Source organism: Bradyrhizobium niftali (assembly GCF_004571025.1).
In the GTDB taxonomy this organism is placed as follows: Bacteria; Pseudomonadota; Alphaproteobacteria; order Rhizobiales; family Xanthobacteraceae; genus Bradyrhizobium; species Bradyrhizobium niftali.
Window position 1 is genome coordinate 57780 of sequence record NZ_SPQT01000029.1, and the last position, 24586, is coordinate 82365.

The 24586-nt window shown below is 59.4% G+C and carries 25 protein-coding genes, 1 tRNA gene and 2 pseudogenes; 14 read left to right on the forward strand and 14 right to left on the reverse strand.

The genetic code is table 11. From position 1 onward, the window contains the following. Positions 1 to 364 precede the first annotated feature (364 nt). Positions 365 to 1708, reverse strand: a complete 1344-nt coding sequence (locus tag E4K65_RS36305) for a tyrosinase family protein (protein WP_135178180.1) — start codon at positions 1706 to 1708, stop codon at positions 365 to 367. Positions 1709 to 2649: 941 nt separating this feature from the next. Here E4K65_RS36305 and E4K65_RS36310 point away from each other — a divergent pair. Further along, positions 2650 to 3168 (forward strand): annotated as a pseudogene (locus tag E4K65_RS36310) (transposase family protein); the annotation flags it as partial. Between the two features lie 1146 nt (positions 3169 to 4314). Continuing rightward, positions 4315 to 4500, forward strand: coding sequence for a hypothetical protein (locus E4K65_RS36315; protein WP_135178181.1), 186 nt, complete (start codon positions 4315 to 4317; stop codon positions 4498 to 4500). Positions 4501 to 5062: 562 nt separating this feature from the next. Here the strand turns inward: E4K65_RS36315 and E4K65_RS47825 are convergent. The 5 genes from E4K65_RS47825 to E4K65_RS36335 form a co-directional block, all read right to left on the reverse strand. Further along, on the reverse strand, positions 5063 to 5233 hold the full coding sequence (locus E4K65_RS47825; RefSeq protein ID WP_167771433.1) for a hypothetical protein: 171 nt from the start codon (positions 5231 to 5233) through the stop codon (positions 5063 to 5065). Between the two features lie 33 nt (positions 5234 to 5266). Then, positions 5267 to 5521 carry a hypothetical protein gene (locus E4K65_RS36320; RefSeq protein WP_347340979.1) on the reverse strand — a complete coding sequence of 85 codons (255 nt, stop codon included), beginning with the start codon at positions 5519 to 5521 and terminating at the stop codon, positions 5267 to 5269. 704 nt (positions 5522 to 6225) lie between these two features. Next, complete coding sequence (locus E4K65_RS36325) at positions 6226 to 6474, reverse strand: hypothetical protein (RefSeq protein WP_135178183.1); 249 nt, start codon at positions 6472 to 6474, stop codon at positions 6226 to 6228. Between the two features lie 44 nt (positions 6475 to 6518). Further along, positions 6519 to 6776 (reverse strand): hypothetical protein, encoded by a 258-nt coding sequence (locus E4K65_RS36330; RefSeq protein WP_135178184.1) that lies wholly within the window; start codon positions 6774 to 6776, stop codon positions 6519 to 6521. A 19-nt stretch (positions 6777 to 6795) separates the two neighbouring features. Continuing rightward, on the reverse strand, positions 6796 to 7011 hold the full coding sequence (locus tag E4K65_RS36335) for a hypothetical protein (RefSeq protein ID WP_135178185.1): 216 nt from the start codon (positions 7009 to 7011) through the stop codon (positions 6796 to 6798). Between the two features lie 411 nt (positions 7012 to 7422). Between E4K65_RS36335 and E4K65_RS36345 the strand changes: the two genes are divergently transcribed. Continuing rightward, the gene (locus tag E4K65_RS36345) at positions 7423 to 7917 is read left to right on the forward strand and encodes a hypothetical protein (RefSeq protein ID WP_135178187.1); all 495 of its coding nucleotides are present in this window, start codon (positions 7423 to 7425) and stop codon (positions 7915 to 7917) included. A 429-nt stretch (positions 7918 to 8346) separates the two neighbouring features. On the opposite strand, the gene E4K65_RS36355 is transcribed toward E4K65_RS36345, so the two are convergent. The 5 genes from E4K65_RS36355 to E4K65_RS49015 all read right to left on the reverse strand — a co-directional run bounded on the left by E4K65_RS36355 (position 8347) and on the right by E4K65_RS49015 (position 10839). After that, positions 8347 to 8589, reverse strand: a complete 243-nt coding sequence (locus tag E4K65_RS36355) for a hypothetical protein (RefSeq protein ID WP_135178188.1) — start codon at positions 8587 to 8589, stop codon at positions 8347 to 8349. A 60-nt stretch (positions 8590 to 8649) separates the two neighbouring features. Beyond that, on the reverse strand, positions 8650 to 8874 hold the full coding sequence (locus E4K65_RS36360; protein WP_135178189.1) for a hypothetical protein: 225 nt from the start codon (positions 8872 to 8874) through the stop codon (positions 8650 to 8652). A gap of 15 nt (positions 8875 to 8889) precedes the next feature. Further along, complete coding sequence (locus tag E4K65_RS36365) at positions 8890 to 9354, reverse strand: hypothetical protein (RefSeq protein ID WP_135178190.1); 465 nt, start codon at positions 9352 to 9354, stop codon at positions 8890 to 8892. An 854-nt stretch (positions 9355 to 10208) separates the two neighbouring features. Further along, complete coding sequence (locus tag E4K65_RS47830; RefSeq protein ID WP_167771434.1) at positions 10209 to 10385, reverse strand: hypothetical protein; 177 nt, start codon at positions 10383 to 10385, stop codon at positions 10209 to 10211. Positions 10386 to 10560: 175 nt separating this feature from the next. Next, a complete protein-coding gene (locus tag E4K65_RS49015) occupies positions 10561 to 10839 on the reverse strand; it encodes a hypothetical protein (protein WP_135178191.1) in 279 nt (92 codons plus the stop codon). Between the two features lie 204 nt (positions 10840 to 11043). Here E4K65_RS49015 and E4K65_RS50080 point away from each other — a divergent pair, with 204 nt between their 5' ends. From E4K65_RS50080 to E4K65_RS36385, 3 genes are all read left to right on the forward strand, one after another. Beyond that, positions 11044 to 11205, forward strand: a complete 162-nt coding sequence (locus E4K65_RS50080; RefSeq protein ID WP_135178192.1) for an Arc family DNA-binding protein — start codon at positions 11044 to 11046, stop codon at positions 11203 to 11205. Positions 11206 to 11336: 131 nt separating this feature from the next. Continuing rightward, positions 11337 to 11462, forward strand: a complete 126-nt coding sequence (locus E4K65_RS49580) for a hypothetical protein (RefSeq protein WP_283813916.1) — start codon at positions 11337 to 11339, stop codon at positions 11460 to 11462. After that, the gene (locus E4K65_RS36385) at positions 11459 to 12502 is read left to right on the forward strand and encodes a tyrosine-type recombinase/integrase (protein ID WP_135178194.1); all 1044 of its coding nucleotides are present in this window, start codon (positions 11459 to 11461) and stop codon (positions 12500 to 12502) included. Before E4K65_RS49580 ends, E4K65_RS36385 begins: the two co-directional genes overlap by 4 nt. A gap of 8 nt (positions 12503 to 12510) precedes the next feature. On the opposite strand, the gene E4K65_RS36390 is transcribed toward E4K65_RS36385, so the two are convergent. Beyond that, positions 12511 to 13323, reverse strand: a complete 813-nt coding sequence (locus E4K65_RS36390) for a FadR/GntR family transcriptional regulator (RefSeq protein WP_209312122.1) — start codon at positions 13321 to 13323, stop codon at positions 12511 to 12513. Between the two features lie 172 nt (positions 13324 to 13495). On the opposite strand from E4K65_RS36390, the gene E4K65_RS36395 reads away from it, so the two are divergent. Genes E4K65_RS36395 through E4K65_RS36420 form a run of 6 tightly spaced genes read left to right on the forward strand, consistent with a single transcriptional unit; the run spans position 13496 to position 20711 of the window. Then, positions 13496 to 14461: a dihydrodipicolinate synthase family protein gene (locus E4K65_RS36395; protein WP_135178195.1), complete on the forward strand. Its 966-nt coding sequence runs from the start codon at positions 13496 to 13498 to the stop codon at positions 14459 to 14461. A gap of 23 nt (positions 14462 to 14484) precedes the next feature. Further along, on the forward strand, positions 14485 to 15597 hold the full coding sequence (locus E4K65_RS36400) for a BMP family ABC transporter substrate-binding protein (protein WP_209312123.1): 1113 nt from the start codon (positions 14485 to 14487) through the stop codon (positions 15595 to 15597). A gap of 11 nt (positions 15598 to 15608) precedes the next feature. After that, the gene (locus tag E4K65_RS36405) at positions 15609 to 16685 is read left to right on the forward strand and encodes an ABC transporter permease (RefSeq protein WP_135178197.1); all 1077 of its coding nucleotides are present in this window, start codon (positions 15609 to 15611) and stop codon (positions 16683 to 16685) included. A gap of 3 nt (positions 16686 to 16688) precedes the next feature. Then, complete coding sequence (locus E4K65_RS36410; protein WP_135178198.1) at positions 16689 to 17615, forward strand: ABC transporter permease; 927 nt, start codon at positions 16689 to 16691, stop codon at positions 17613 to 17615. A gap of 40 nt (positions 17616 to 17655) precedes the next feature. After that, positions 17656 to 19170, forward strand: coding sequence for an ABC transporter ATP-binding protein (locus tag E4K65_RS36415; protein ID WP_135178236.1), 1515 nt, complete (start codon positions 17656 to 17658; stop codon positions 19168 to 19170). Positions 19171 to 19205: 35 nt separating this feature from the next. Next, positions 19206 to 20711: a CoA-acylating methylmalonate-semialdehyde dehydrogenase gene (locus E4K65_RS36420; RefSeq protein WP_135178199.1), complete on the forward strand. Its 1506-nt coding sequence runs from the start codon at positions 19206 to 19208 to the stop codon at positions 20709 to 20711. Between the two features lie 167 nt (positions 20712 to 20878). Here the strand turns inward: E4K65_RS36420 and E4K65_RS36425 are convergent. Next, positions 20879 to 20954 (reverse strand) — tRNA-Ile (locus E4K65_RS36425). A 149-nt stretch (positions 20955 to 21103) separates the two neighbouring features. Beyond that, positions 21104 to 21244 (reverse strand): annotated as a pseudogene (locus tag E4K65_RS36430) (IS3 family transposase); the annotation flags it as partial. Positions 21245 to 22331: 1087 nt separating this feature from the next. Here E4K65_RS36430 and E4K65_RS36445 point away from each other — a divergent pair. Further along, the gene (locus E4K65_RS36445; protein WP_135178200.1) at positions 22332 to 23375 is read left to right on the forward strand and encodes a GSU2403 family nucleotidyltransferase fold protein; all 1044 of its coding nucleotides are present in this window, start codon (positions 22332 to 22334) and stop codon (positions 23373 to 23375) included. A gap of 64 nt (positions 23376 to 23439) precedes the next feature. Next, the gene (locus E4K65_RS47835; protein WP_167771436.1) at positions 23440 to 23592 is read left to right on the forward strand and encodes a Sec-independent protein translocase family protein; all 153 of its coding nucleotides are present in this window, start codon (positions 23440 to 23442) and stop codon (positions 23590 to 23592) included. Positions 23593 to 24586 lie beyond the last annotated feature (994 nt).

Consider the following 24586-nt stretch of genomic DNA (forward strand, 5'->3'; position numbering starts at 1 on the left):
TATACCAATATTATCAGATGTTTAAGTCGTGTGATCCTTCACGGAGAAACCTAAGGAAGATTCTTGGGGCAAGCCTGGGTCACAATGCCTCGACGTCCCTTCGCAGCGATCGAATTTCGATCGAACAACATCGCGCCGACGTGATTGTCACGCTGTCGCAGGACAAACTGTCGTCACGGTTTAAGGGGGCGCCCCTTTCGGCCCGATATGACCAAGCTTGCATTTGCGCGGGCAGCGGCTTCCTCTTCCTGGTCGCTACTTGTTCAGCACCATCTTGATGCTAGGTTCTCGCAACGCCCGGTAATTAGGATCACCTGCTCCATCCGCGACATGTTTGGGCGAATTTTTCGGACTTCAACGTCACTTACCGATCCTGCGCGAGAACGGCGATGCTCGTGATCCTTAACGGGCTTCCTTGGAGATTCGGCCGGCCCGTACCGATGCTTTGCGTGAGCGCGACGGGCACGAAGGTGACGGCCGGAGACGCGGAATCGACGACTGTCGGGTCCTGAATCGTGAAATCCTGAAAGACCTCGTCGTCATGGTGTTCATGGACGAATAGATGTACGGAGCCAAGAAAACTCGGATCAGTGCGTTTCAACTCCCCGCTTGGAGCCGCGCGGGTCAGGTGAACATCGAAGCCGACGATCGGCAGTCTATTCAAGCCCGTTATCGCGATTCGGAGCAATAATCGTTTCTGAGAACGGTCGAAGGAGGCCGATCGTAAGGCATCAAGCATTCGAGAAGGAAATACGATCGTTGTGTTCTGAGCCGATCCCGCCTCAATTCTCGAATCAAGAATCGCGACCGCCTGAGTAGACTTTATTCTCGATGCCGTTCCGCTGTCTGCCACCACTAGCGCGGCGGGAAAGGAGGGTAAGGGAAGGGGCATGCTGGACAGGTCTTCGTACTTGAACTTCACTCCGAGCGCTCGGTGATCGAAGTATGATTTCCGCGGTTCGTTGATGCAGTTTCCCTTCGCATCGAAGAAGAACCATGGCCTCTCCATGAACCAAGAGGCGTCTGGAAGGGTACCCCACTTCTTGCCTGGCATGACGCTCCATTGCGTCCATATCCAATCGATATTGGTATGATGCACCGGAAAGATCGGATCGAAGCCCGCGGTCGGCGGTCGCGCCATGGCGCCAAGCGCATCGATCTCGATCTCATGGCCATTCTGATCATGGCCAACCGCAGCTCCGGGAATGATTCCCCCGACAACACGATGAATGTTGTCGTGAGGCCGGCTCTCGAGCAGTCCCCGCGTTCCAGGGGTGTTGTCCGCTATTCCCCCACCGATACCGGTATCCTCTGTGGCACCGAAGAAGACGTCCGTGGCCAGGACCGAAGTGTTGTCGACGACAGCGTCGGACAGCTCCAGCAGCGGCATGTTCGGTATTAGGGGATGTTCGTAGTAGGTCAGGTAGAAGTCGCGTTCCTTCATGAATAGCGGGTTTATGTTGTCGTCGGCGTCGTTGCCGGGATTGCCGTCCAGATGCTGTACTCCAAACGCCTTCGGAAATTTCCGGTTCGTGTTCGGGCCATAATTCCAATAGGGAAGCGAAAAGTTGCTGTCGCCGGTATGCTCCCGCAGAATTTGTTCGAAGTGGAACGGAGGCCCGATGCCAGGGTAGGAAGTCGGCGGAATGCTGCCCGAAGTGAGGACATTGGTTCCAGTACTTCTGATCGACCTGCGCCACTCCAGGATCCTGGTCCAAGGCCGCCTTGTAGTATTTGTAGCCTAGGTCCGTAGGATCCAGTTGGACGCCGTGGATCGCGGCTTGAAAGAACCAACTCAATGGATCGGACGGTTATCTTCCGGATGCGATCCACTGCGACCGTAACCGTGCCTTCGGATTCGATCTGCGTACCGTGCAATGGGTTGATCTCCACTGATTTTGGTCATCGACTGAGCTCCCCGCCTGAAATGAGAGCAAAGCCCTAGCCACCGACGATTGCAGAACCAATCGGGCGTGGCACTCGCGGCCGTAGTGCTTGAGCACTGCGAGCTGCGATCATCGATAGAAGCCGACCATGTAGCGGATTGCGACGAATGTGCCGACGGCAACTGCGGCTGTGATAGCGATTGAAAAGCGCTACTCGCGCCAAAAACTGGCCGGGGCTTAGTCCGTCCCATGAATTCATTTTCATGCTTTGCATTATAAACTCGGATTTGCGCCTGAGGCGTGAAGGCCTTCAGTTAGATGCGCGCGTAGATCCAGTCCCAGACCGATTGGGACAATCAACCACGATACTGACCACTCACCAGGTCGTGACCATATGCCTGTCGGCGCTGTCCATGTATTTTTGGATGTCGGCATATAGCGCCTCAGCGGTCGATGGTGCTTACATGAACCACACGGAATCGAGGCCCATCGTCTTAGTGTGACCCTAGCGTGAAATGTGATCGATCAGGTTCTGTCGCGCCTGCGCATAGTTCGCCCTATGTTTGTTTAGATCCCAAGTGACCAAGTACACAGCAATTACTGATTTCCATAGCTCACGTGACGCGCTCAGAATGAGCGTACCACACGCACTATGCGAGTAATCGACGGATGTGGGAATACAAACGCAGCTAATCATCGCGCGCGCTGAGAGCGCGCAGCAAATCGAGTAGCAATACGAGGTAGGCTGAGGTTTTCAGCTGCAGTGCGTCCCGGCAGAACCGTTGCCGATGCGCACGGTTCAGCCCACAGCAATCGCGGAGCGCGTCATCGCGAGAGCCCGAGAGCCCTCGCCAAGCGCTACGGAATCAACGAGAAGACTGTTCCGAAGTGGAAGCAGAGCGGGACTGTCACCGATCTGCCGACAGGCCCCAAGGAGACCAAGTCGACTGTCCTTTCCATCGCGGAGAAGGCGATCATCGTCGCTTTCCGGCGGCACACGCTGCTGCCACTCGACGATCGCGTCTATGCGCTGCAGCCGGCCATCCCGCATCTGACGCGGTCATCCCTGCATCGTTGCCTCCAGCGACACGGCATCAGCCAATTGCCGGAGGTAGAAGGCGGCGAGCCCTCGAAGAAGAAGTTCAAGGCTTGTCCGATCGGCTATTTCCACATCGATATCGCCGAGCTCCAGACCGCTGAAGGCAAGCTTTACCTCTACGTCGCAATCGATCGCACCAGCAAGTTCGCCTTCGTGCAACCGGCCAGCAAGACGGGACGCCTCGGCCTTCCTCGAAGCTCTGATCGCGGCCGCATCGGAGGTGACGCTTGCCATCGAGGACGCAGTCGTCGATCGCATTGGCCAGCGCAGGCCCCCAGGAAAGACTCGACGAACAACGACGTTGAGATCGACTTCGCGCTCAACCGGGTGGTCGGCTACCCGACATGCGCACAGCGCGGCACGAGTTTGAAGTTCGAGAGCGAAAGCCATCCCGCTCAGTCGGAGCTTCGAAAAATCTCAGACTTCATTCCTGGCGATAGGCTGTCGATTGGACAAAAGCTCGACGACCTTATGCCCGCGGCGCGGAGCATCGGGCCACATTCCGCTCCAATGCGGGATGCCGGCCGCGCGAAATTTCGATCCATTGATTAAGGACCAATACGATGTCTGATCCGACGCTAGGCTTTAATGTCGACACTGGCGGCCTCGAAAAAGGCCGCAGGCGTTGAGCGCTGCGGCCTTGTCCGGGAAAATTGTCTGTCAGTGCAATGTACGATACTTCCAGCCCGGTTGGCGACGATGATTCCAAAATCTGGCGGTGACGTTGAGTCCCGAAATCATGTTCCGAGTCGGAACACATCGGAGTGTGGCGGCCACGCTACATTAGTGCACGTTCGGTCGCAATCTTAGCAGCTGTCGAAAATTCGCGAGTGTTGCAGCGAGGCAATTTTCAGAACCGCATAGTTGGTACAATATCGACATCAGCCGGTCGGGAATTCGACCAGCGAGATCGGCTAGGCTCGGCACACGTTTCGGCGGGGGCAGTGTGCCGAGCCGCCGATCGCTAGCGACGGTGATGCCCGTTCAGGACGGCGCGAGTGGAAATCCAGCGCTGCACCCGTTTCGCGAACAGGGTCCGTGGTTACCCCGTCTCACGCTTGGGGCTGCCCTAATTCGGACACTCGTAAATCGAGATTAGGACACTTCAAGTTCTGCCCATGATCTGTTGGTGTTCAGGATTTGTAACGCCAACCTACCTCTAAGGGGTAGATTAGTTCATGTATGTTCCTGGCTGGCCGCACCCGCGGATGGGAAGTGAAGGCAGAGTGCGCTCTCCTCCTAAATGTCCCGTGGATCGTCCCAATCCGGCACATAAACGGTGGCACGACCCATGCTCGTCCAAAAGGCATCTTAGGAGACAGATGCCTCATGCCAACCTTTGTGGTGGGCTTTCAGGGGAAGGCCGATAGTGGGCTTGTTCAAGAACGTGTAACTGCGGATTCCGCAGCCGAGGCGGTGCGTCTCTTCCAAGCGAAATACCCGGCGCCCGCGTTCAAATTAGTGTTCATCACCCCGGCCCGCGGCGATAAGCCAAAGACAAAAGATGGCGACTGACTGCACTGTCCTAATTTGCGCCCGCGAGTATGGGACAGCACAACACCGGCTATTCTACGTGGACCGGCTTAACCGAAGACTCAGCACCATCACAAGAAAAGCCCCAGCCCGGGGGGCTATCCGGCTGGGACTCTAGTTTTCCGGCACAACCATTTGGATAGAAGTGCCAGCCTCCTCAAGATTCAACATCGCCGGTATGGCGAGAACTTGCGGAAAATAATCTAAGTTATGGCGCTCAAGGCGATTGTGTGATCCTCCCGCACTAGATGTGCCGTTTGGCGAATCCGCGCATGAAATTGCGAGTTTGGCGGCGGCACCTGAGTTGCCGCGCGGCCGGCATCCCGCGGCCCTTCAGCCAGACGAATGAGCTGTGCATCCTTCGGCGGCGCACAACAGCCTTTGTCTGGCGCTGCTTGCGACTCGCGGCTCTAATCAAAGAAAAAACTGACGAACTAGTCCACGGGGAACGGGACATGCTGGACGCCATCCAGATCAGCTGCGCGCTTTGGGGAATGATCGTCTGCGGCGCCATCAAAGCCGCGCAACTCGCCCACTATTTATTCTAGGGTAACAGCCAGATCACCAATGCTACTCCGCCCCAAATCAGGCCACCGATCCAGGCGGTCATGACAACGCCGGCTGTAGCGAGATGGGCTTCGCCGAGCAGGTCGGAGCCCCGAGGCGGCGCCGGCGTCTGCGTGTCGGTGGCTGCTGTGTTGACCTCTTGAGTCATGGTGTGTGTGCTGGCGACCCGTGGCAAACGGCCTCAGGCGGCGCGCTCCGATGCCGGTAGAAGGATGGTCTCCAGTTGCTTTTGCAGGGTGGCGACGGTCGTCCGCAGATTGTCGCGGCGTTCTCGCAACGTCAGAGCCAGCATCGGGTAGGAGTGGTTAGCGGGGTCGAAGACACGAGACTTGCGCTCTTCCTCCTCAATGTCGGCATCGAGGAATTGAACGCGCCGTCGGAGGTCGGAGATCAGCGCATGGAGCTGGGTTGGTGCGATCGCTTCGAAACGGGGCATCGGTTGCATCGGCTCGCCTCAATATGAAACAGGCCCACCTTGGGTCTGACGGATTGGGCATTGCAGAGCAAGTGGAGTGCCAGTCCTGAAGCGCGCTTAACTAACCCATTATATATATTGATGCCGGATTCGCGATCTGATCCCTTGGACGGGGAGGCGAATCACATGCGCGAACAGCTAGTGGTCACTCAATCATCGTGGACCGATTTGCGCCCCAGGTGCGAGGATTGCCACATCGTCACCGAGCTGCGATCCACCATTCTCGACCCCCGCGAAAGGCGTCAGATTTCGGTCTACCAATGCTCGAATTGCAGCCGGCTCGTCTGGAGGGATTATTAGTTCCGAGCGGTGCCCCAGTTTGATCTTGGAATGGCCTCGTTACACTGGCGGCTGGGGTTGGCCGACAAATTGCACGTGCATGTCGTGCAGGTACTGCACGTGGCGCTTTAAGGGGCCCGCCGGGGGCTGGCTGCGTGGCGGGTCCTCACCCCAAGCAAAAGGCCGCGTATGTCCCCCACGGCCCCGTCCCAGCACCGCACAGCGTTAAGGATGAATTGATGGTGCCGTTCACTGTCGCAGGCTGCGGTGCTAAATACCACGGAGCGATAGGTGTCCGCCTCTCGCTATCTGAATAACTCCCGCTGGCTCACAAGGCCGGCGGGTTTTTCTTTGGAGATCTTTCAGCGCAGCCGTGGGATAGCTTCCTAGATCGCGCCGATCTTCACGCAGATTGCATGGGCGACCATGAATACCGGGAGCGCAATCAGGAACCATAACATGGCGTCCGAGTCTCGATCCGGCGCAAACTCGCGGTTCGCGCCTGTCTCCTGGCCGTGAAGTACGATCGAAAAGGCCTGACTCGGTCTGGTGCGTTTGGCAGCGCGGCGCAAAAGCTGTTTGACAGTTGCTTCGCGGTTTTGCTCCGTCTCCGCGCGTTCTTCCAGGTCAGACATTGGCTCCACCTTTAACCCCGACTGGCCAGCCGGAACGATGCCGATCACTGCTTCTCTGCGGGGGCGTTGACGGCGCCGGGCGGTTCAGCCGGAGATGGCGGCGGTGACGTTTCCGACGCGGCCGCAGCAATGCAGTCACCCGCCCAGATCTTGATGCCTCGGACCGTGCCGACGAGTTTGCATCCTAATGGCGCCTGCGGCTTGGCCTGCACAGGCGGCTTTTTGGGGGCCTTCGGGGGAGATTGAGCAAGGGCGGCGGTAGTCGCAAAGAGCAGCACGACAAGTCCGATTAGCGGCTTCATGTTTCTTCCCCTCAGCACTTCATTTCCCCTTCGGCTTTGGCTTAAACCATTTCAATGGGAGCCCGATTGCGTAGGCGCGTGCCTTGACAGCGTGAACTGACCGATTCAGCGTTTTCGCGATCAGTTCGGGGTGAATGTTTGCCTCTGCCATCTTCCGAAAGGCATCATCCTCCGCTGGTGTCCACCGATTGCTGTGGGTAGACGTCATCTCACCAGCTTTTTGCGTATCGCTCATTTCCCCTTCGCCTTCAGCCCGATCTCGACCAGCCGGCGGATGGCCGTAGCTAACGCCGGCTTGTCATCCTGCTCGCTCGCCCAGGCGCGGATCTCCTTCTGAAAATCCTTAGACATCCGAACGCCAACCATCGGTTCCTTACCCGTAGCCGGACGCCCGCGTCCCTTTTTAGGATTATCCCTTATTGACTTCACCATGTTTTAGGATTATCATAAAATCAGGCCGAAAGGAAGCCCCAACTTCCTATCCGGCCCTAACCCAAGCCAGGAGTAGCCCCATGGCCCGAGCTGTGAATCAGTCTACCACACGTCTTTCCCAACTCTTCCGCGACCCATTCCTGCGCGCCGCTTTCAAGGCCGCTTGAGGACGATGGGCTAGCGCCTGTCGATATCGACCGGCCGAAGACGCTCCGTGGCGGCGACGCTGCGCTTCCTGAACTCGAAGCGGCATGAGGAGGGGACGATGCAGAAGCCCTCAAAGACCACTACAGCGCTTCCCCGGCGCGCCATCCTCGCCGGCCTTGCCGCGGCCGCCCCAGCCGCAGCAATCGCTTCCCTACCTTCCGCCGTGGCGACCGAACCCGACTCGATCTTTGCCGCCATAGCTGCCCATGAGCGAGCTGCCGAGGCCTACCCGGCGGCGTTAGAAAAGCAGTACGATGACGAGGCCGTCGAGCTTGCCGCAGAAGCCGACACGGAGACCGCCTGCGCCATGGTGGCTACCGTCCCGACGACATTGGCGGGCGCCATCGCGCTGATGAAGTATTCCATGACCGGTGAGCGTCGTTACGGATGTGAGTGGCCGGATCTTTTCGATCCAGAGGACCCCGACTATGAGCACGCCAAGACTTGGAGTTGGTTTCTCCAGCGCACCCTGATCCGGTCGCTTGAGGCCATTTCGGCATAGTCCGTCACTGACGGCAGGGCCGCCGGGGCTCCAACCGCCAGAATAGGAACACTTTTCGGCGCGGTGCATTTTTCCGATGCTTCAGGCCCGTCCCCCCACCCTGTCGGGCCTGGAGGCTCCGAGTACCTGGCGCGCGGCTCCAGCTTTTGCCCAAGGCTGGGGCCGTCGCCGTTTAAGGCCGCTTGACGACGGCAAATTGGGGCGGCGTGCCGCTCTCGAAATCGGGTCTGACTTCGGCCCCACGGTTGCCGCAACCGGCGCAAACGAAGCGCGGCTCTAGTTCAGAAAGTCGGACCTTGTCAGGTCAGCAATCGGCGCTCAGGGCAACGTGATGGCCGCAATGGCAATAGACCAGCACGCCGCGCACACCCATCTGCCGCATCTCGCCAAAGGTGATCTTCACCGGGCGCCCCTGGGTTTCCACCTCTCTTACCCCACATCCGAACCGGCTTCTCCTGCATGCCAACCCTTCTCTGTAGGCTGATAACGCTCTCCCTGTTTCACCAGCCAGCCGCCTTCAACCATCTTCTCTGCCAAAGCCTTCGAGCATGCCGGGTGGTTGCTACCGGGGTAATAGAGGCCGTCTCTGCGCTCGACCATAAAGCCGTAGACGCGCACCAGGCGAAGCGCCTTCAGCATGCCGGGAATGAGAACTACGGTCGTGCTCGTCATTGCTCTCCAAATTACGGCACCGCCGGAACGTTCCCGAGGCTACTTGGATTACGCCCTGATTTAATTTGTCAGTGGCGGCGGCGACTTGCTCTTTTCGAGCAGTTCCCGAACGAGTTTAAATTCAGATAGCAGCGCTGCGAGTCCAAATGTCATTACCGCAAACCCCATTGCCAGTGTGCCAAGTATTTCGTGGATCGCACTCTTGGCGACCACAAAGACTGAAAAGCCGCCCAAAATTTCCACAACTCCAAAAATAATTAAGAACGCAATCAACGCCGCCTCCATCGTTGAACCTCTGGGTCAGCGCCGACCCAGTTCGCGAAATGCTGTGTATTGCTGCTTCTCGCAGTAAACGCGCATGCGATAGTCGTCCGGCCAGTCAGCCGCACACTTGCTCCTGACGACGGAAGCTTTGTCACTCGGGACGTCTTGCGGGCTCCCCTCGGTCAGTGTGCGAGCCGCTTCGCGCTGTTGTTTTTCGCAATAGACCCTCATGCGGAAATCGTCGCGCCATTCCCCTTCGCACTTCTTACGAAGCGTGTTCTCAACTGCTGTATCGGGAAAGTCGCCGGGCCTAATGATTTGTACCTGGGTGATGCGTTGAGCCGGCGCCTGATCATCTGGTATCGGAGCTTGCGTCGAAGGCCTCGTCGCCGCAGTAGCGGCAGCCGGCGTTGTGGTGCCCACTTTCGGCGACATAAAGATTATTCCGCCGATTACCACGGCGATTGCAGTGACGATGTAAGAGCGAGCGCTGTCTGCCACTGCGTAAGTCCCCGACCACAGCCTGGAGCACGAAAATAGGACCATCGGAACCAATCGGAGTCGATGGCTATTTTGGGCTATTTCCCTTTCGTCCTCAGCCCCAGTTCTACCAGCCTGCGGATAGCCTCGGGGCGCCCCGGTAAATCCGGCTGGTTGCGGCGCCAATCATCAATGGCAGCAATGGCCTCCGGAGACCACCGCTCCCCCACCTGAATCCCTATTCCCGTAGGGGCGCGAAAAGTTGCTCAACCAAATCCTCAGCGGCGGGCCAGGCCGATTTCTTCCGTTTCGCCGCGATCTCGAGACGGTCACGATTGAGCTCGGCATGAAGCTGAGTCTTGATCTTGGGGGAATGTCGGTCGCCAGCAACTAGGCAATCATCTATCTCATCGTGCGAATGCAGATAGTTCGGCACACCTGGCGCCCTCATACCCCATTTCACACGCCCAGCTCGGCGGAATTCGTCCGCGATAGTCTCGATTAGTTCATCCCGAGCCTTCAGTGCCTCTCCATAGGCTTGGAGAGCGCTTGAAACGCTTCTGAACCCAGGCGCGTGACGCACTTGAAAAATGAAAGAGCCCGCCGGTTCACGCTGGCGGGCCTACTCTTGGGTCGCGCCAGCCTTGGCGAGCAGCTCTCTGATCCGCGCCACCTTCTCTTTGGCGCTACTCGGTCCCTCTATGGTCTTCCGGATGTCCTCGACCAGACCCTCTAATCTCAGTCGACGCGCGCAGTCAGCTTCGCGGCGGCGGGCATCTGCAATCTCATCGAGAGCAACCATACGGCGAGTATTGCCGATTTTTCCCGGTACGTCAAAGCGCCGTTGGCTGGCCCCAAGGGCGCCCAGCCCGCCTTCATCGGGTCTGCTTCACTCTGTCCGCGATTGCGCGTTCAACTTCTGAGGCGAGAACCGTCAGGTGATCGGCCAGCCTCGTGAAGAGCTCTCGTTTCTTCGGGTCAGTCGCCAGGTCTCGGATGAGGGCGGCGGCATCTGGCCGGAGCTTTTCCAACTGAGCCTGCATGTCTTTCATTGCAGCTACTCCGTTCTCTGAGGGGAACCGTACTGCCAAAAGTGTGAAAGCGAACAGAGCTGAATGCCGAGTTTTCCTAGGCTTGGGTGGCTGGACCGACGCAGTCCGGCACCTCCAGCGGCCCCGGCCTTCCACACCTCAAAAGCCCCCACGGCCGGGGCCGTCTTTTAAGCGGCTATCGATACCCCAAGCCACCGAAAGGCGCTTTGGCGTTCCAGTCGAAGTCCGGCCGAACGTCGGCACCGCGAGACCCACAGCCCTGGCAGACAAATCGCGGCTCGAGATCGGAGAGCCTTACATTGTCAGGCCAGCGGTCGGCGTCCAGAGCAATGTGATGGCCGCAATGGCAATAGACGAGCACGCCGCGCAAGCCCATCTCGCGCATTTCGCCAAAGGTGATCTTGATCGGCCGACCGTCTGCGTGGGTAGGTGTGTGGCGGACAGGGCGAGGCATGACGGCTATCGAAACGCGGCGCGAGCGAGAGTCAAATTGTCGATTCCTAGCGGCCCGTAAGGGTTTCGAGCTACTGCCGGTCGTGGGTGTGGAGCGCCAGCCCGCCGGTTCACGCTGGCGGGCCCCGTATTTTCCCGGCGTGCTCATGACTTCGGTGCCGCGCGAGTTCGTTGGCGAATGACTTCTGATATCGGAGAGTGTCGCATGTCTCAGCTAGAGTTCGAACGACAATTGGTTCGGCTGCCCGCGGACGTGAAACAATTCATACGTGAGCAGGCGGCGCGCAATTGTAGCAGTCAAAATTCTGAAATTGTGCGCGCTGTTCGCGCCCGGATGGAAGCAGAGCAGGAAAGGGCGGTGCGGTAATGTCCCTCGGCACTGGCGCACTGTCTCCGCGGGCGGCTTCCGCCCCGCGCTTCGCTATGAGGCGGGACGAGGCTGCGGCATCAGTGGCGGTCTCACCCAGCAAATTCGATGAGTGGGTCAAAGATGGCAGGATGCCGAAGGGCAGAAAGATTGATGGCGTCGTTTTGTGGGACGTGGGGCAGGTTCGTGAAGCCTGGGAGGCATTACGCGACAACCCGGCGGACGAAAGGAACCCGTTTGATGAGGTGGTCGCGTGATCAAAACGCGCCTGCGATACTGCGTCTATGACCCAGATCCCAGGGGAAATCCTCGTTATTACGTCCGCAAACCAGGATTCAAGAAGGTTCGAATTTGCGAGGTATTTGAGGATCGCAACGGCAATATCTCCCCCGAGTTCATGCAGGCGTACTTCGCCGCGCTCGATAGCTTGTCAAAGAAGGCCGCCGCGCCGCCTTCGACCCCGCGTGAGAAAACGTTCTACTGGCTCGTTGACCAGTACTGTCGCTCTGAAGAGTTCAAGCGCTTCGATGTGCTGACACAGAACGACAAGCGCGGGGTGCTCAATCGCTTTTGCGAGAGCGCGGGCAATCTGCCATACGAAGCGTTCCGAACCGAGGACGTGGAGCGCAGTCGAGACAAGCGCAGCGCGACGCCCGGCGCTGCTGACAAGCTGGTGAAGTATCTACGTTCATTGTTCAAGTGGGCAGTTCGCAAAAAGCACGCCAAGACCAATCCGGCGATCGGCGTGGAGAAGATCAACGAAACAGAGGGCTGGCATACTTGGACGCACTCTGAAGTCGAGAAGTATCGCAAGCACCACGAGATCGGCTCAAAGGCACGGCTCGCACTCGAGATAATGCTCAATATCGGCGCGCGTCGCTCGGATGCTTGCCGCATCGGCCGACAACACGAGGTTGATGGGTATCTGGAGTTTGTTGCGTGGAAGGGGCGTAACCGTGCCAGGACCCGCAAGACAATCGTCGCGAGATTCACCGCGGAGCTGAAACTCGCACTGTCGTCCACGCCGACTGGCGATCTTACCTACTTGGTAAACGATCTTGGCCGCCCATTCACTATTGCCAGTTTCGGCAACAAGATGCGCGAATGGTGTGATGCCGCGGGCCTTCCTCAATGCAGCTCCCACGGCTTACGCAAGGCAAGCGCAGTGGCGATGGCAGAAAGCGGCGCTCGTGCGCCGGAACTATGCGCGCTGTTCGGTTGGTCAAAGTTGGAGACAGCCGAGATCTACATTCGTGATACGCCGGACGAAGCTGAATTGACCGTCCTCTGTGAGTAGGACGTCCGTCACGACAGCGGTCGCAGGCGCGGCGCCATTTCCGAGTCAAGGATCAGTCGACCGTCGAGCCGGCCGTCCAGGCGCTTCACATATTGAGAAGCCTCTTCCATATGCGCCCTCATCAGCGCACGCACACGCTCGCTGTCTCGCGCGCGGGCGGCCTTCGCGATCTCCGCGTGAAACTTGACGTTGGCGCACCCGAATTTCGCGTGTTCCTCCGGCGGGGTCTGCGTGCTGAAGACAACCAGACGGCGGAGCATCTCGTTGATCAACTCGCACGCGAAGCGAAGAAACGGATTGGGGTTTGCGGCAGCCAGGATGTCATGAAAATCCAGATCTGCCTGACGTTGCCGAACGAGACGAGATGGTTCGTGAGAGGTCGGCTGGCAGGTTTCGATGTTGTGTTCCAAAGCATCTAGCTGTTCGTCGGAAAGAAACGGAACTGAGCCGGCGGCCAATTCCGGCTCCAGCAATCGCCGCGCCGCATAGATGTCCTCCATGCTGACTTCCTTAAAGAACAGATAGTTCTGCAACAGTTGAAACGTGCGTTCGAGCGGCACCTCGATAATCGTTGCTCCGCCGGTGGGACCCGTGCTGACCGTGATGAGTCCTTGGACCTCAAGAGATTTTAGCGCCTCGCGGATGGTGCTCTTGCTGACCGAAAACAGCCGCTGAAGCTCCTTCTCCATCGGGAGCTTGGCGCCCGGGCGAAGGTTTTTCTGGGTGATCAACTGCTTGATCTCTTCGGTGACGAGATCGGCCCGCTTTTGAATTTTCAGCCGCCCGGGCTGCTTCGGCATTTTTTCTAGTTCAAGCGTCATCCGAATTCTCCAAAGTCGTCAACAGGTTCCGCTGCCTGCTTCGGCCGGGTCAGGCGCGCGCCCACGAAACCAGCCGACTCGTCGATTGACACTTTTCCCATAATAGGCATATTCATGCAAATCCGGTTTATAATGATAAATAGGATGAACCGGTCAATAGCGGGAAACGAGCATGGCGGTCGGGCAAAACATTCCTGAAATCTGGGCGGCGATTCACACGCCTTTCGACGACTCTGGGGCCATCGACGAGGCCGGGGTTCGCCGGAATGTCCGCCACTACATCGCAGCTGGCCTCGCGGGAGTGTTCTGCAATGGGCTGATCGGCGAGGTCTGGTCGCTCACGTTGCAGGAGAGGAAGCGCGTTATCGAAGTGATCGCCAATGAGGCCGGAAGCCGCCTCGGGATCTCAGTGGTGATCTCGGGTCCTTCGGTTGAAGAGACCATCGAGCTTGGCGAGCACGCGCGTCGGCTCGGCGTCAGTCACGCCGTGCTGATGGTCCCGACCTCCGGGCCGCGATCCCCTGCGCAGCAGTTCGCGTATCTGCGCCACATTTGCACGCGTCTGGAGATGCCGATCGTCATCTTCAACGCCCGAACCGCTGCAGGCAGCCCATTGGATCCTGCCGTTTTCACGCAGCTTTGTTCGCTGCCCAACCTCAAGCTGCTGAAGACCACCGGCAATGCAGCCGAGAACGCTGCGCTTCGCCAAGCCGCGCGGAATGGCGTGCTCGTCTCCGATCCTCTGGAAGAGAACTTCTTCGGCAACATGCAGCGCGAAGGTCAGTCGATCCTGTATGCCGACCCTGAGCCCTACCTGTACCAACGCGGGGACTTTCGGCCGATCGCGAACTACGTGGCGCTGCTGGCGTCCGGACAAACGGAAGAGGCGGCGCGCATTTGCGCGTCACTCGCACCGCAACGGGTCGTCTTCAACAAGTGGATCATGGACCCACTGAAGAGCGGTCATATGCCGAACGCGGCGGTCAAGCACTGGTGCGATCTGATTGGCATCGCCGGTGGCGCCGTGCGCTCGCCCGTCACGCCCCTGTCCGCCGCCGAACGGAGAGAACTGGAAGCAGACCTCGTCGCATGTGATGCCCCAGGCCTGCTCTCTGCTGCCGAACGATCCTCGTCCTAGCCTGATCATCCAGGGAGAGAAAAATGACCTTGAAACCCTTCGACCGTCGCTCGTTCCTTCAGATGCTGGCCGCTGCCGGCTCCGCACCATTCGTGCTCGACATCGGGGCCGCCCACGCAGAAACGCCGCTCACGGTCGGGATCCTCTATTCTGGTTCAAAACAGGATTATGGCTTCAACCAGTCTCATGCGCAGGCCGCAGCGGCGCTGAAGAAGCAACCCGGCATCAAGGTGATCGAAGAGGAGCGCGTTCCGGAAACAATCGCCGCCCAGCGCAGCATGGAAGGGATGATCCGCCAGGATGGCGCTCAGCTCATCCTCGCGACGTCCTTCGGCTACTTCAAGCCTCACGTTCTGGAGATGGCGGCCAAATATCCGGATGTCACCTTCGCTCACACCGGCGGCGTCTGGACAGCGGGCATGCCCGAAAACATCGGCACGTTCTACGCCTACATTTTCGAGGCGCAGTACATTTCCGGAATCGTCGCGGGCCACATGACGAAGAGCAAGAAGCTCGGCCTCGTCGCTGCGAAGCCGACGCCCAATCTTCTGCGAAGCATCAACGCGTTCGCGATCGGCGCCCGTTCGGTCGATCCCGCCATTCAGGTGCAGGTCATCTTCACGGGCGACTGGGTGCTTCCCGTGCGCGAAGCAGAAGCGACGAATACGCTCGTCGACCAGGGCGCCGACGTCATCGCGGCCCAGGTGGATAGCCCGAAGGTAGTGATCGAGACGGCCGAGAAGCGCGGCGTCATGTCGTGCGGCTACCATTCGAGCCAAGCGGAGGTCGCTCCCAACGGTTATCTCACAGGAGCCGAATGGAACTGGATCACGCCATATCTTGTGTATGCCGGAAGCGTCCGGGGCGGCAAAAAGCCGGAGCACTATCTGCGTGCCGGCATCTCTGACCATTTCGTCAAGAATAGTCCTTTCGGAAAGCTCGTCACGCCCGAGGCCCGCGCGGCCGCCGATAAGGCAAGAGCAGACCTTATCGGCGGCACGCTCGTGGTCTACAGCGGCCCGCTCAAGGACAACAAAGGTAACGTGGTCATCCCTGCCGGCGTTATGCAGAGCAGCAACGACCGCGCGCTCGACGGTATCAACTACCTCGTTGAAGGCATCATCGGCCAAGTCTAAGGGGGGCGACCTTGTCTTCGATCTCTGGAATCGAGTCCCCGCCGTCGAACCCGCCGGGAACCGCAGCCCAGCTCAGCGTGGCCTTGCCCGTCCTGGCGGTGCTGCTTGCATCGGCGGTCTTTGCGGCCTTCGTCGCTTTGTATGGGCAAAACCCTTTCACGGTGTTCGGCCTGATCGTTCAAGGCGGCTTCGGCAGCAGCTTCGCTTGGCAGGATACTTTGTCGCGGGCCGCACCGTTGATCTTGGTTGGCTTGGCCGTTGCCATACCTGCACAGGCAGGGCTGGTGATCATCGGCGGCGAGGGGGCTCTGGTGCTCGGAGGACTTGCAGGGGCCGTCGTGACGTTGCCGTTTGCGGGAGCGCACGCACTTCCGATGCAAGTCATCATGTTGGTCGCCGGCGCTCTGGCCGGAGGACTCTGGTTCGGTCTGGCCAGTCTGCTCCGGCAATACCGGGGTGTGAATGAAACGATCTCGAGTCTGCTCCTGTCCTACATTGGGATCGCGATCTTTCACCATCTGACGGAAGGCCTGCTCCGGGATCCGGCGAGCCTCGACAAGCCGTCGACCCATCCGATCGATCCGTCCTACATGTTGCCCGTGCTGCCGGGGGTTGGCGTTCATGCCGGGCTTGCGGTCAGCCTGGCGCTGGCCATCATCGCCCACGTCGTGCTGCGCTACACACGATGGGGCTTTGCGCTGCGCGTGGTCGGCGGTAGCGCCAGGGTCGCGAGGATGGTCGGCCTGGCCGTGAATCGCTGGGTCATCGGTGCGACGTTTGTGGCGGGCGGAATGGCAGGAGTTGCCGGCGCGATCGAAGTGGCGGCCGTGCAGGGGACGGCCAACTCCTCACTTATCGTTGGATATGGCTATAGCGGAATCCTTGTCGCGTTCCTGGCGCGCCACCAGCCGCTCGCGATTGTCGCAGTCGCGCTCTTGATCGGCGGCATGCAGGCAAGTGCCAGCCTGCTGCAACGGCGCCTCGAGCTTCCCGACGCAACGATGCTGGTGTTTCAGGGCCTGATCTTCGTCTGCGTCCTCGTCGCGGATGCAATTGCGCAACAACTCCGAGAAAACACGCGGAGGTAAGGCATGGATGTGACATCAATCGGCTGGCTCACGCTGCCACTCGCAATTCTGGGAGGAGCGATTCGTGTCTCCACGCCCTTCATCTTCGTCAGCATCGGTGAGCTCATCACCGAAAAATCGGGGCGCATCAATCTGGGTCTCGAAGGTACGCTCATGCTGGGCGCCATGGCGGGATACGGGGTCTCCTATCTTTCTGGTTCGCCCTGGCTCGGCGTGCTCGCAGCGGGGCTGGCCGGAACCGCTTTCGGCCTGGTGCACGGTCTCCTCTGCAGCGTGAAGCGCGTCAACGATACGGCGATCGGCATCAGCCTCATCGTGCTCGGTACAGGCCTGGCGTTCTTCTTCGGCAAACCCTTGATCGAACCCAAGGCGCCAGCGCTTCCTTCGATATCTCTAGGATTCTGGTCGAGCGTGCCGCAAGTGCGAGCAGCGTCGGACGTGAACGCGCTGTTCTTTGTCGGAATTCTATTGGCCTTTGCAGTCTATGTCTTCCTGAACAGGACTGGCTGGGGACTGATGCTGCGCACCGTCGGAGACAGCGAGGATGCGGCACGCGCGCTTGGCTTTCCAGTGTTGCGGGTGCGCATCCTGGCGACGATGGCCGGCGGCTTCCTCGCAGGCATCGGTGGCAGCTTCCTGTCGCTCTCATATCCCGGGAGCTGGAGTGAGGGTCTTTCCAGCGGGCAGGGCATCATGGCGGTGGCACTCGTCATCTTTGCGCGTTGGCGTTCCATCAACGCCCTCGGTGCATCACTTCTGTTCGGCGGTGCAGGCGCCCTCGGGCCGGCGCTGCAGGGTGTTGGCGTCACCGGCTATTATTACCTGTTCAACGCGGCTCCCTACATCCTGACGCTGGCGATCATGGTGGCCTCGACTTCGCGCGCGGCTCCGTTCGCCGATGCGCCCGGCGAACTCAAGCTGCACCGATGAGAAACGCTGTAACAGGAATACATCCCCTGAGGATCGTCCGATGACCGCCCCGCAAGTCGAACTGTTGAACATGACGAAGCGTTTCGGAGCGAATCTCGCTCTGAACAACGTGTCGCTGCTGATCCGGTCGGGCACTGTCCATGCGCTGCTCGGGGAGAATGGCGCCGGAAAGAGCACGTTGGTCAAATGCCTTGTGGGGTTCTACCATCCGGAGAATGGCCATATCCAGGTCAACGGGCGCGAGCACAGGCTGAATTCGCCGAAGGATGCCGACGCGCTCGGCATCGGAATGGTGTACCAGCATTTCACGCTGGTTCCGTCCATGACGGTCGCGCAGAATCTCGTTGTCAGCGGGGCGAGACTGCCGGCCTACATCAACTGGCAAAGCGAGCTGAAGCGGCTGACCGAAGTCACCAAGAAGCTTCCGTTCCACGTCCCGCTCGACGTGCGAGTCTCTCAGCTCTCTGCGGGCGAGAAGCAGAAAGCCGAGATCGTCAAGCAGCTCTATCTCGGGCGCAAGCTTCTCATCCTGGACGAGCCGACATCCGTACTCACGCCGGCAGAAGCCGATGAGGTGCTCGGCTACGTTCGCAGCTTGACACGGGCCGGCGAGCTCAGCGCCGTTCTGATCAGCCACAAGTTTCACGAGGTCCGCCGATACGCCGATGACGTGACGGTGCTGCGGCGCGGCGCGTCAGTGCGAACGGGAGCCGTCGCGGACCTGTCGGACGATGCGCTCGCCGAAGCGATGATCGGCGAACCCGTCAGCAAGATGGTGCAGCACGCGCCGAAATCACCGCCGAAGCCCAACATTGTCCTCTCCATCAAGGACCTCTGCGTGAACGGGGACAATGGTCTTCCGGCCGTGAAGGATCTTTCGCTCGCGGTGCGCGAAGGCGAGATTGCCGGGATTGCCGGCGTATCCGGAAATGGACAGTTGGAGTTGGTCGAGGCCATGATGGGGCAGCGGGATCGCAACGGTACGATTACCGTCTCCGGCTCATCGTTCAACGGCACGCGAAAGGAGATCGCCCGCCTTGGCGTCTACGGGTTGCCGCAAGAGCCCCTGAAGAACGCCTGCATTGATCGCATGTCGCTGGCCGAGAACCTCGCCCTGCGCAATTTCGACCGGGCGCCACTCTGCCGCGGTATCGCGATGAATTATGGGGCGCTCGCTGTACAGGCCGAGAGGCTGGTTGCACAATTTCGTGTCAAAGCGCCTGGCCTGACCGCAAGCATGAACGCGCTGTCCGGAGGCAATGTTCAACGCGCCGTGCTGGCGCGAGAGCTCACCCAAGACGTTCGATTGCTGATCGCATCCAATCCGACGTTCGGTCTTGATTTCGTTGCCTGCGAAGAAACGTACCGCCGAATCGTTGAGGCACGGAACGGCGGAGCCGCAGTGCTGCTCATCTCGGAGGATCTCGACGAGTTGCTTGGCTTAGTCGACAGGGTCCTCGTCATGAGCGCGGGTCGCATCGTCCATGAAGTGTTAGCCGACTGCGCCGACAAGCGCGTGATCGGAAAATACATGGCGGGAATGAAAGCGGCCTGACTTGAGGCGCGCGTCAGATCAGAATCGAGAAGGAGATGTTCGTGGTCACGCAGATCAACCATTTCATCAATGGCAAGCGGGTGCCAGGCGGTACGGAGCGAAGGTTGCCTGTCTTCAACCCGGCAACGGGCGAGCAGACGGGTTCTGTCGCGGCCGCCAACGCGACCGATGTGGCGGACGCCGTGGCTGCGGCCAGCCGGGCAGCGCAGGGCTGGGCCGATACGACGCCCTTGCGACGGGCGCGCGTGTTGAATCGCTTTCTGCGGATCCTTGAAGACCGCGCAGGGCAGCTCGCCGACGTGATCGTATCGGAGCACGGTAAGGTTCATTCCGACGCCCTCGGAGAAGTTCAGCGCGGGATGGAAGTGGTCGAATTTGCGACGGCTGCCCCGCAGTTGCTCAAGGGCGAGCTCACCGAGAATGTCGGGACCCGCGTCGACAGCTATTCCACGCGCCAGCCGCTCGGGGCGGTCGCCGGAATCACGCCATTCAATTTTCCGGTCATGGTCCCGATGTGGATGTTTCCGGTCGCACTCGCCTGCGGAAACACCTTCATCCTGAAGCCGTCGGAACGTGATCCGTCCGCCTCGCTGATCATGGCTGAATGGCTGAAAGAAGCGGGCCTGCCGGATGGCGTCTTCAACGTGGTGCAGGGTGATAAGGAAGCCGTCGACGCGCTGCTGCATCATCCGGACGTCTCGGCGGTCAGCTTCGTAGGGTCCACGCCCATCGCGCAATACATCTATTCGACCGCCGCGAACACCGGGAAGCGTTGCCAGGCCCTCGGCGGGGCCAAGAACCACATGATCGTGATGCCCGATGCCGACATGGATCAGGCGGTCGATGCGCTGATGGGCGCCGCTTACGGCTCCGCCGGCGAACGCTGCATGGCGATTTCTGTTGCTGTACCGGTCGGCGAGAAGACCGCAGATAAGCTGATCGCCGCCTTGGAGCCGAAGGTTCGGGGCCTGAAGGTCGGGCCCGGTACTGATCCGGAAGCCGAGATGGGTCCTCTTATCACGCAGCAGCATCTGGAGAAGGTCCGAAGCTACATCGATGCGGGCGTTGCGGACGGGGCAAAGCTGCTCGTGGACGGACGCAAGTTCAGGATGCAGGGCTACGAGGACGGCTTCTTCCTGGGCGGGACGCTGTTCGATCATGTCAAGCCGAGCATGAAGATCTACAAGGAGGAGATCTTCGGGCCCGTGCTGTCGGTCGTTCGAGCGCCGGATTACGCGACGGCCGCGCGGCTGATCAATGAGCACGAATTCGGCAACGGAACATCGATCTTCACACGTGACGGCGATGCCGCGCGTGAATTTGCTCACCAGATCAAGGTCGGCATGGTCGGCATCAACGTGCCAATTCGCGTGCCGATGGCCTTTCACTCCTTCGGTGGATGGAAGGCGTCGATCTTCGGCGATCATCACATGCACGGACCGGAAGGCGTCCGCTTCAACACGCGAATGAAGACAGTGACAAGCCGCTGGCCAACCGGGATACGAGCCGGTGCCGAATTCGTCATGCCGATCATGTCGTAGCAGAAGTGCCGCCGAATCTATGTTCGTGTAGAGAAATCGTAGCCAACCCGAAGCCGGAGAAATAGTTTACGGACTGCTGAAGCGCGACTGCGAGCAACGAAGCGAGGCATTTCTGGTGCGGCGGCCGACAGGCTGTCAAATGAAAATCGGCTAAGTATTTGATTCGCTGGTGGGCCCGGCAGGACTCGAACCTGCAACCAGACCGTTATGAGCGGCCGGCTCTAACCATTGAGCTACAGGCCCTGCTGCGGGCGACGGCTGAATGACAGCCCGTAACCGTGCGGGGGCTCGTTTTACGGGGGGGCTGGCATTCTGGCAATACCATTGAAAGAAGTAGCGATTGAGTCTCGCCTTAGCTCCATTTTACGGAAGCGGCGACCATCGGTGAGCTAATCCGATAGGAAGTCGAGCGACCAGCGGCCGTTCGGCGCCATCGGCACCGTCATCGGCGCCCGGGTCCCGATCGCCCGCTTGCGGCCGCCACGGCGACGCACCGCAAGCTTCTCTTCCCGGTAGAGCCGGAACAGCTTCTTGGCCGCCAGTTCGATCCAGTCAATGTCGGGCTTGTTACGAAGACGAAAGCGGGCGATGCCTGTGCGGCCGGCCTGACGGACTTCAATGTATCACTGCTGGGAAATAGCAATCGTGGACATTCGTTTGAGGGCAAGGAGACCGATGTGACCAAGCTCCCGCCTGGCGTCATCGGACCAGAATTGACCGATGCCGAGCGACGAACACTTGTCGAGTACCTCAAGACGCTGTGAGAGATGCGTTGATAGGCGGTGGTTGCCCCGATCGAGGAGCAGTGCTGGCCCTCGTTGCCGGTTTTGTAAACCGGCCGACACGACGGCGGCCCGCGGCATTATCGCGCCAGATCGGGGTGCCCGCCGACCGTAGTCGAGCGGAAGGAAGGGTGAGATGGCGTTAAGTAATACGGAACTGAGCTACTACGACAGTAATGTCCTGCGCCGGCCGGACGACAGGCGGAAGAAATATCGCGAGCAGGTGGATCGCCTGATCGCCGAACTGTGCTAGGCGTGCGCGACAAGACCGAGTTCAAGATCACCAAGGTGGTGAAGGCGCCTCGGCCATCGAGACAGCGTACCCATCGAACATCGCCATTCTTCAGACGCTCGGCGCCTCGGCGATCGCGTAGGCTTCTTCTCTCGATCCGAACTCGTCAGGATGGCTCAACGTGCTGTACGCGCCCTCCATGACGCTTCGGGCACTATCGCGAGTACCATAAAAGTTGCTGAGATGAGGACCGTCAGCACCGCCCACAAAGCAATGCAGGAACTCCTGCGTAGCCGCTGTGCGAGTGATCGAAAACGAAGCCGTCGACCTGGTGCCTTCGTTGAACGATCGACAGTTGGCGGATCTCATCTACCAATTGGAACGTGATCTTGCCCTCGCGGGGGAAGCAACCGCTAGACAGGCGCTTGATCAGTGGTCTGATGGGGGCGGGTAGCGGAGCGGATGAAAGGCCACCGAAAGGGAACAAAAGTTCCCGGTTTCAACAGTTTGGCGTGATTATTCGATGGAGCTGTTGAAGTCATTGATATTTCATGATAAATGGCGTTTCAACACTAGCGCCGTAAACCAAATCCAAGTGTTGAAACCATGGATTTCCAAGAGCTTAACAACGACCAGCGCCGTGAGGTGGTCAACAGTCAGCAGCGTTTCCAAGCCCTGAGGGACGCCAAGGAGGCCCACGATGCTCATCGTGGTTCCCTGACTTGGGCGGAGTCCAAAGGTCGCGAATATCTCGTCCGGAGCTACTACGACAAAGCGGGCTTGCGGAAGCAAAGCTCGCTCGGCGCGCGTTCTCCCGAAACCGAAAAGATGAAATCTGACTTCGAGGCTAAGCGTGCCGCGGCAGAAGGCCGGGTGAAGAACTTGCGCGATACCATGGAGCGACAAGCCGCTGTCAATCGTGCGCTCGGCTTGGGTCGCGTGCCGTTGATCGGAGCCCGGATCATGCGCGCTCTCGATGGCTTCGGGATGTTAGGTTCTGGCATTCGGATTCTCGGAACGAACGCGATCTACGCTTATGAGGCCTCTTCCGGCGTCAGGATCGATCCGGGCTTGGCCACGACCGAAGACATCGATCTGCTGTTCGACGCGCGCGGCGGGCTTACGTTCGTAGCGGACGACGACGTCTCCGAGTCATCACTCCTGAAGATACTCCGACGAGTCGATACCAGCTTCCAACGCGCCAAGCAGACGTTCCGTGCTGTAAACCGGGATGGCTATCTCGTCGATTTGATCAAGCCGATGCAGAGCCCTCCCTGGAAGAAGGCTCCGGACAAGATCGGCTCGGACCCGGAAGACCTGACTGCCATTCAAATGGAAGGACTCGACTGGCTGCAGAATTCTCCGGCTTTCGAGGCGGTCGCAATCGACGAAAAGGGCGAACCGGTACGCATCGTCGCTCCAGACCCGCGGGTTTGGGCCGCCCATAAGCTTTGGTTGTCCCGGCGTGCGGATAGGGAGCCGCTCAAGCGACAACGAGATGCAGCACAGGCGGAAGCCGTGGGGGCTCTGGTCGCGAACTATCTCACTCACCTGCCATTCGACGCAGAGCAACTGAGGATGCTTCCGAAAGAAGTGGTAGACAGCGCGGCTCCACTTTTCGTTAAGAAAGACACCACGGCGCGAGGCTAGAAGGCTCGACAAGGAAGGGCCGGCGAAGCCGGCGCCGATCATCGGCGGCGCCATGATGATCAGCATGCTGCTGATCGTCGGCATGATCATCGGCATGCCGACGATCATCGTGGCCGGCATCATCATCCCCAGCGGCAGCAGCACCATCGGCACCAAACTTGGCCGCCGATCGGTCGATGATTTCGACCGGTCACGTAAGGCCGAGGAGCGAGCTTGATACCCGAAACAGTGGCGCAGCACTTAAGCGGTCAAGCAACACGCGCTCGTGCCCGAAAACTGAGACATGAGATGCCACGCTGCGATACGCTTGATTCCCGGGTTCGGGTGATCAATTTCGATGGATTTGACCGCTGCGACTGTGCGGAGTTGCGCTCCAGAACAGCCCACTTTGGAGGCCATGTCGAAGGCAATGTTTGACTTGAGAGTCCCACTGCCTAATCCACTCTCTTGGACCATGTTTGGCGCGAAAAACCAGCGCGCACGGCTCGTGGCTCTCTGTCCGAGGCGGTCTGTGTAGCGCCCAAGATCAACTCGCGAGTGATGCCGAAATGCTGGCGATAAAACCACCAGATGGCACAGCAGCGGTCCAGATCGGAGAGAAGGAGCAAGCGCTTCATTCTTCCGATGAACGTCATTACAAGTGTAAACAATCTGGAAACTCCTGTGGCATGTGCGGCACTTGTATCTATGAACGAGGGTCGATGATCCGTGCCGGCTGATGAGGGGCCGCTTCTGCAATGGAGCCTGAGTTCATGGTCGGAGACCTAGCGTTGCCTTTGAAGCTTAGAAACTGGCTAAGCACACGGGTATGAGCATCCGAAACTGCCCGGTATTACGATTGAAGTTCTGCTCGTGCAGCGACAAGATCTGGTAGGCGGCACCGAAACATCTCACCAGCCAGAGCGTTCAAGCGAGTCGAGGACATGCATCGCTTGACCCGAAATGAAGCGCGTAGGCAACGATTGCGAAATCTGCAGCCAGCGCCGCGACCGAGCAGTAGATGCCCGCGAGCGATAGGGCAGCTTCGTCTTTTCTCACATGTTTACCGAGGCCGAGTCGTGCCTACGCGGCCGCCAGTTGTATCGCAACAACGATGCAATCGTGACCACCTTAAGTTCATACACGACCTCGAATCCCCGATGGTCCAACCGCACTGTGGACGGCGCCGCACCTGTCCGCCGCAGTGTCACGGCTCGGGCTCGGTCGCGTTT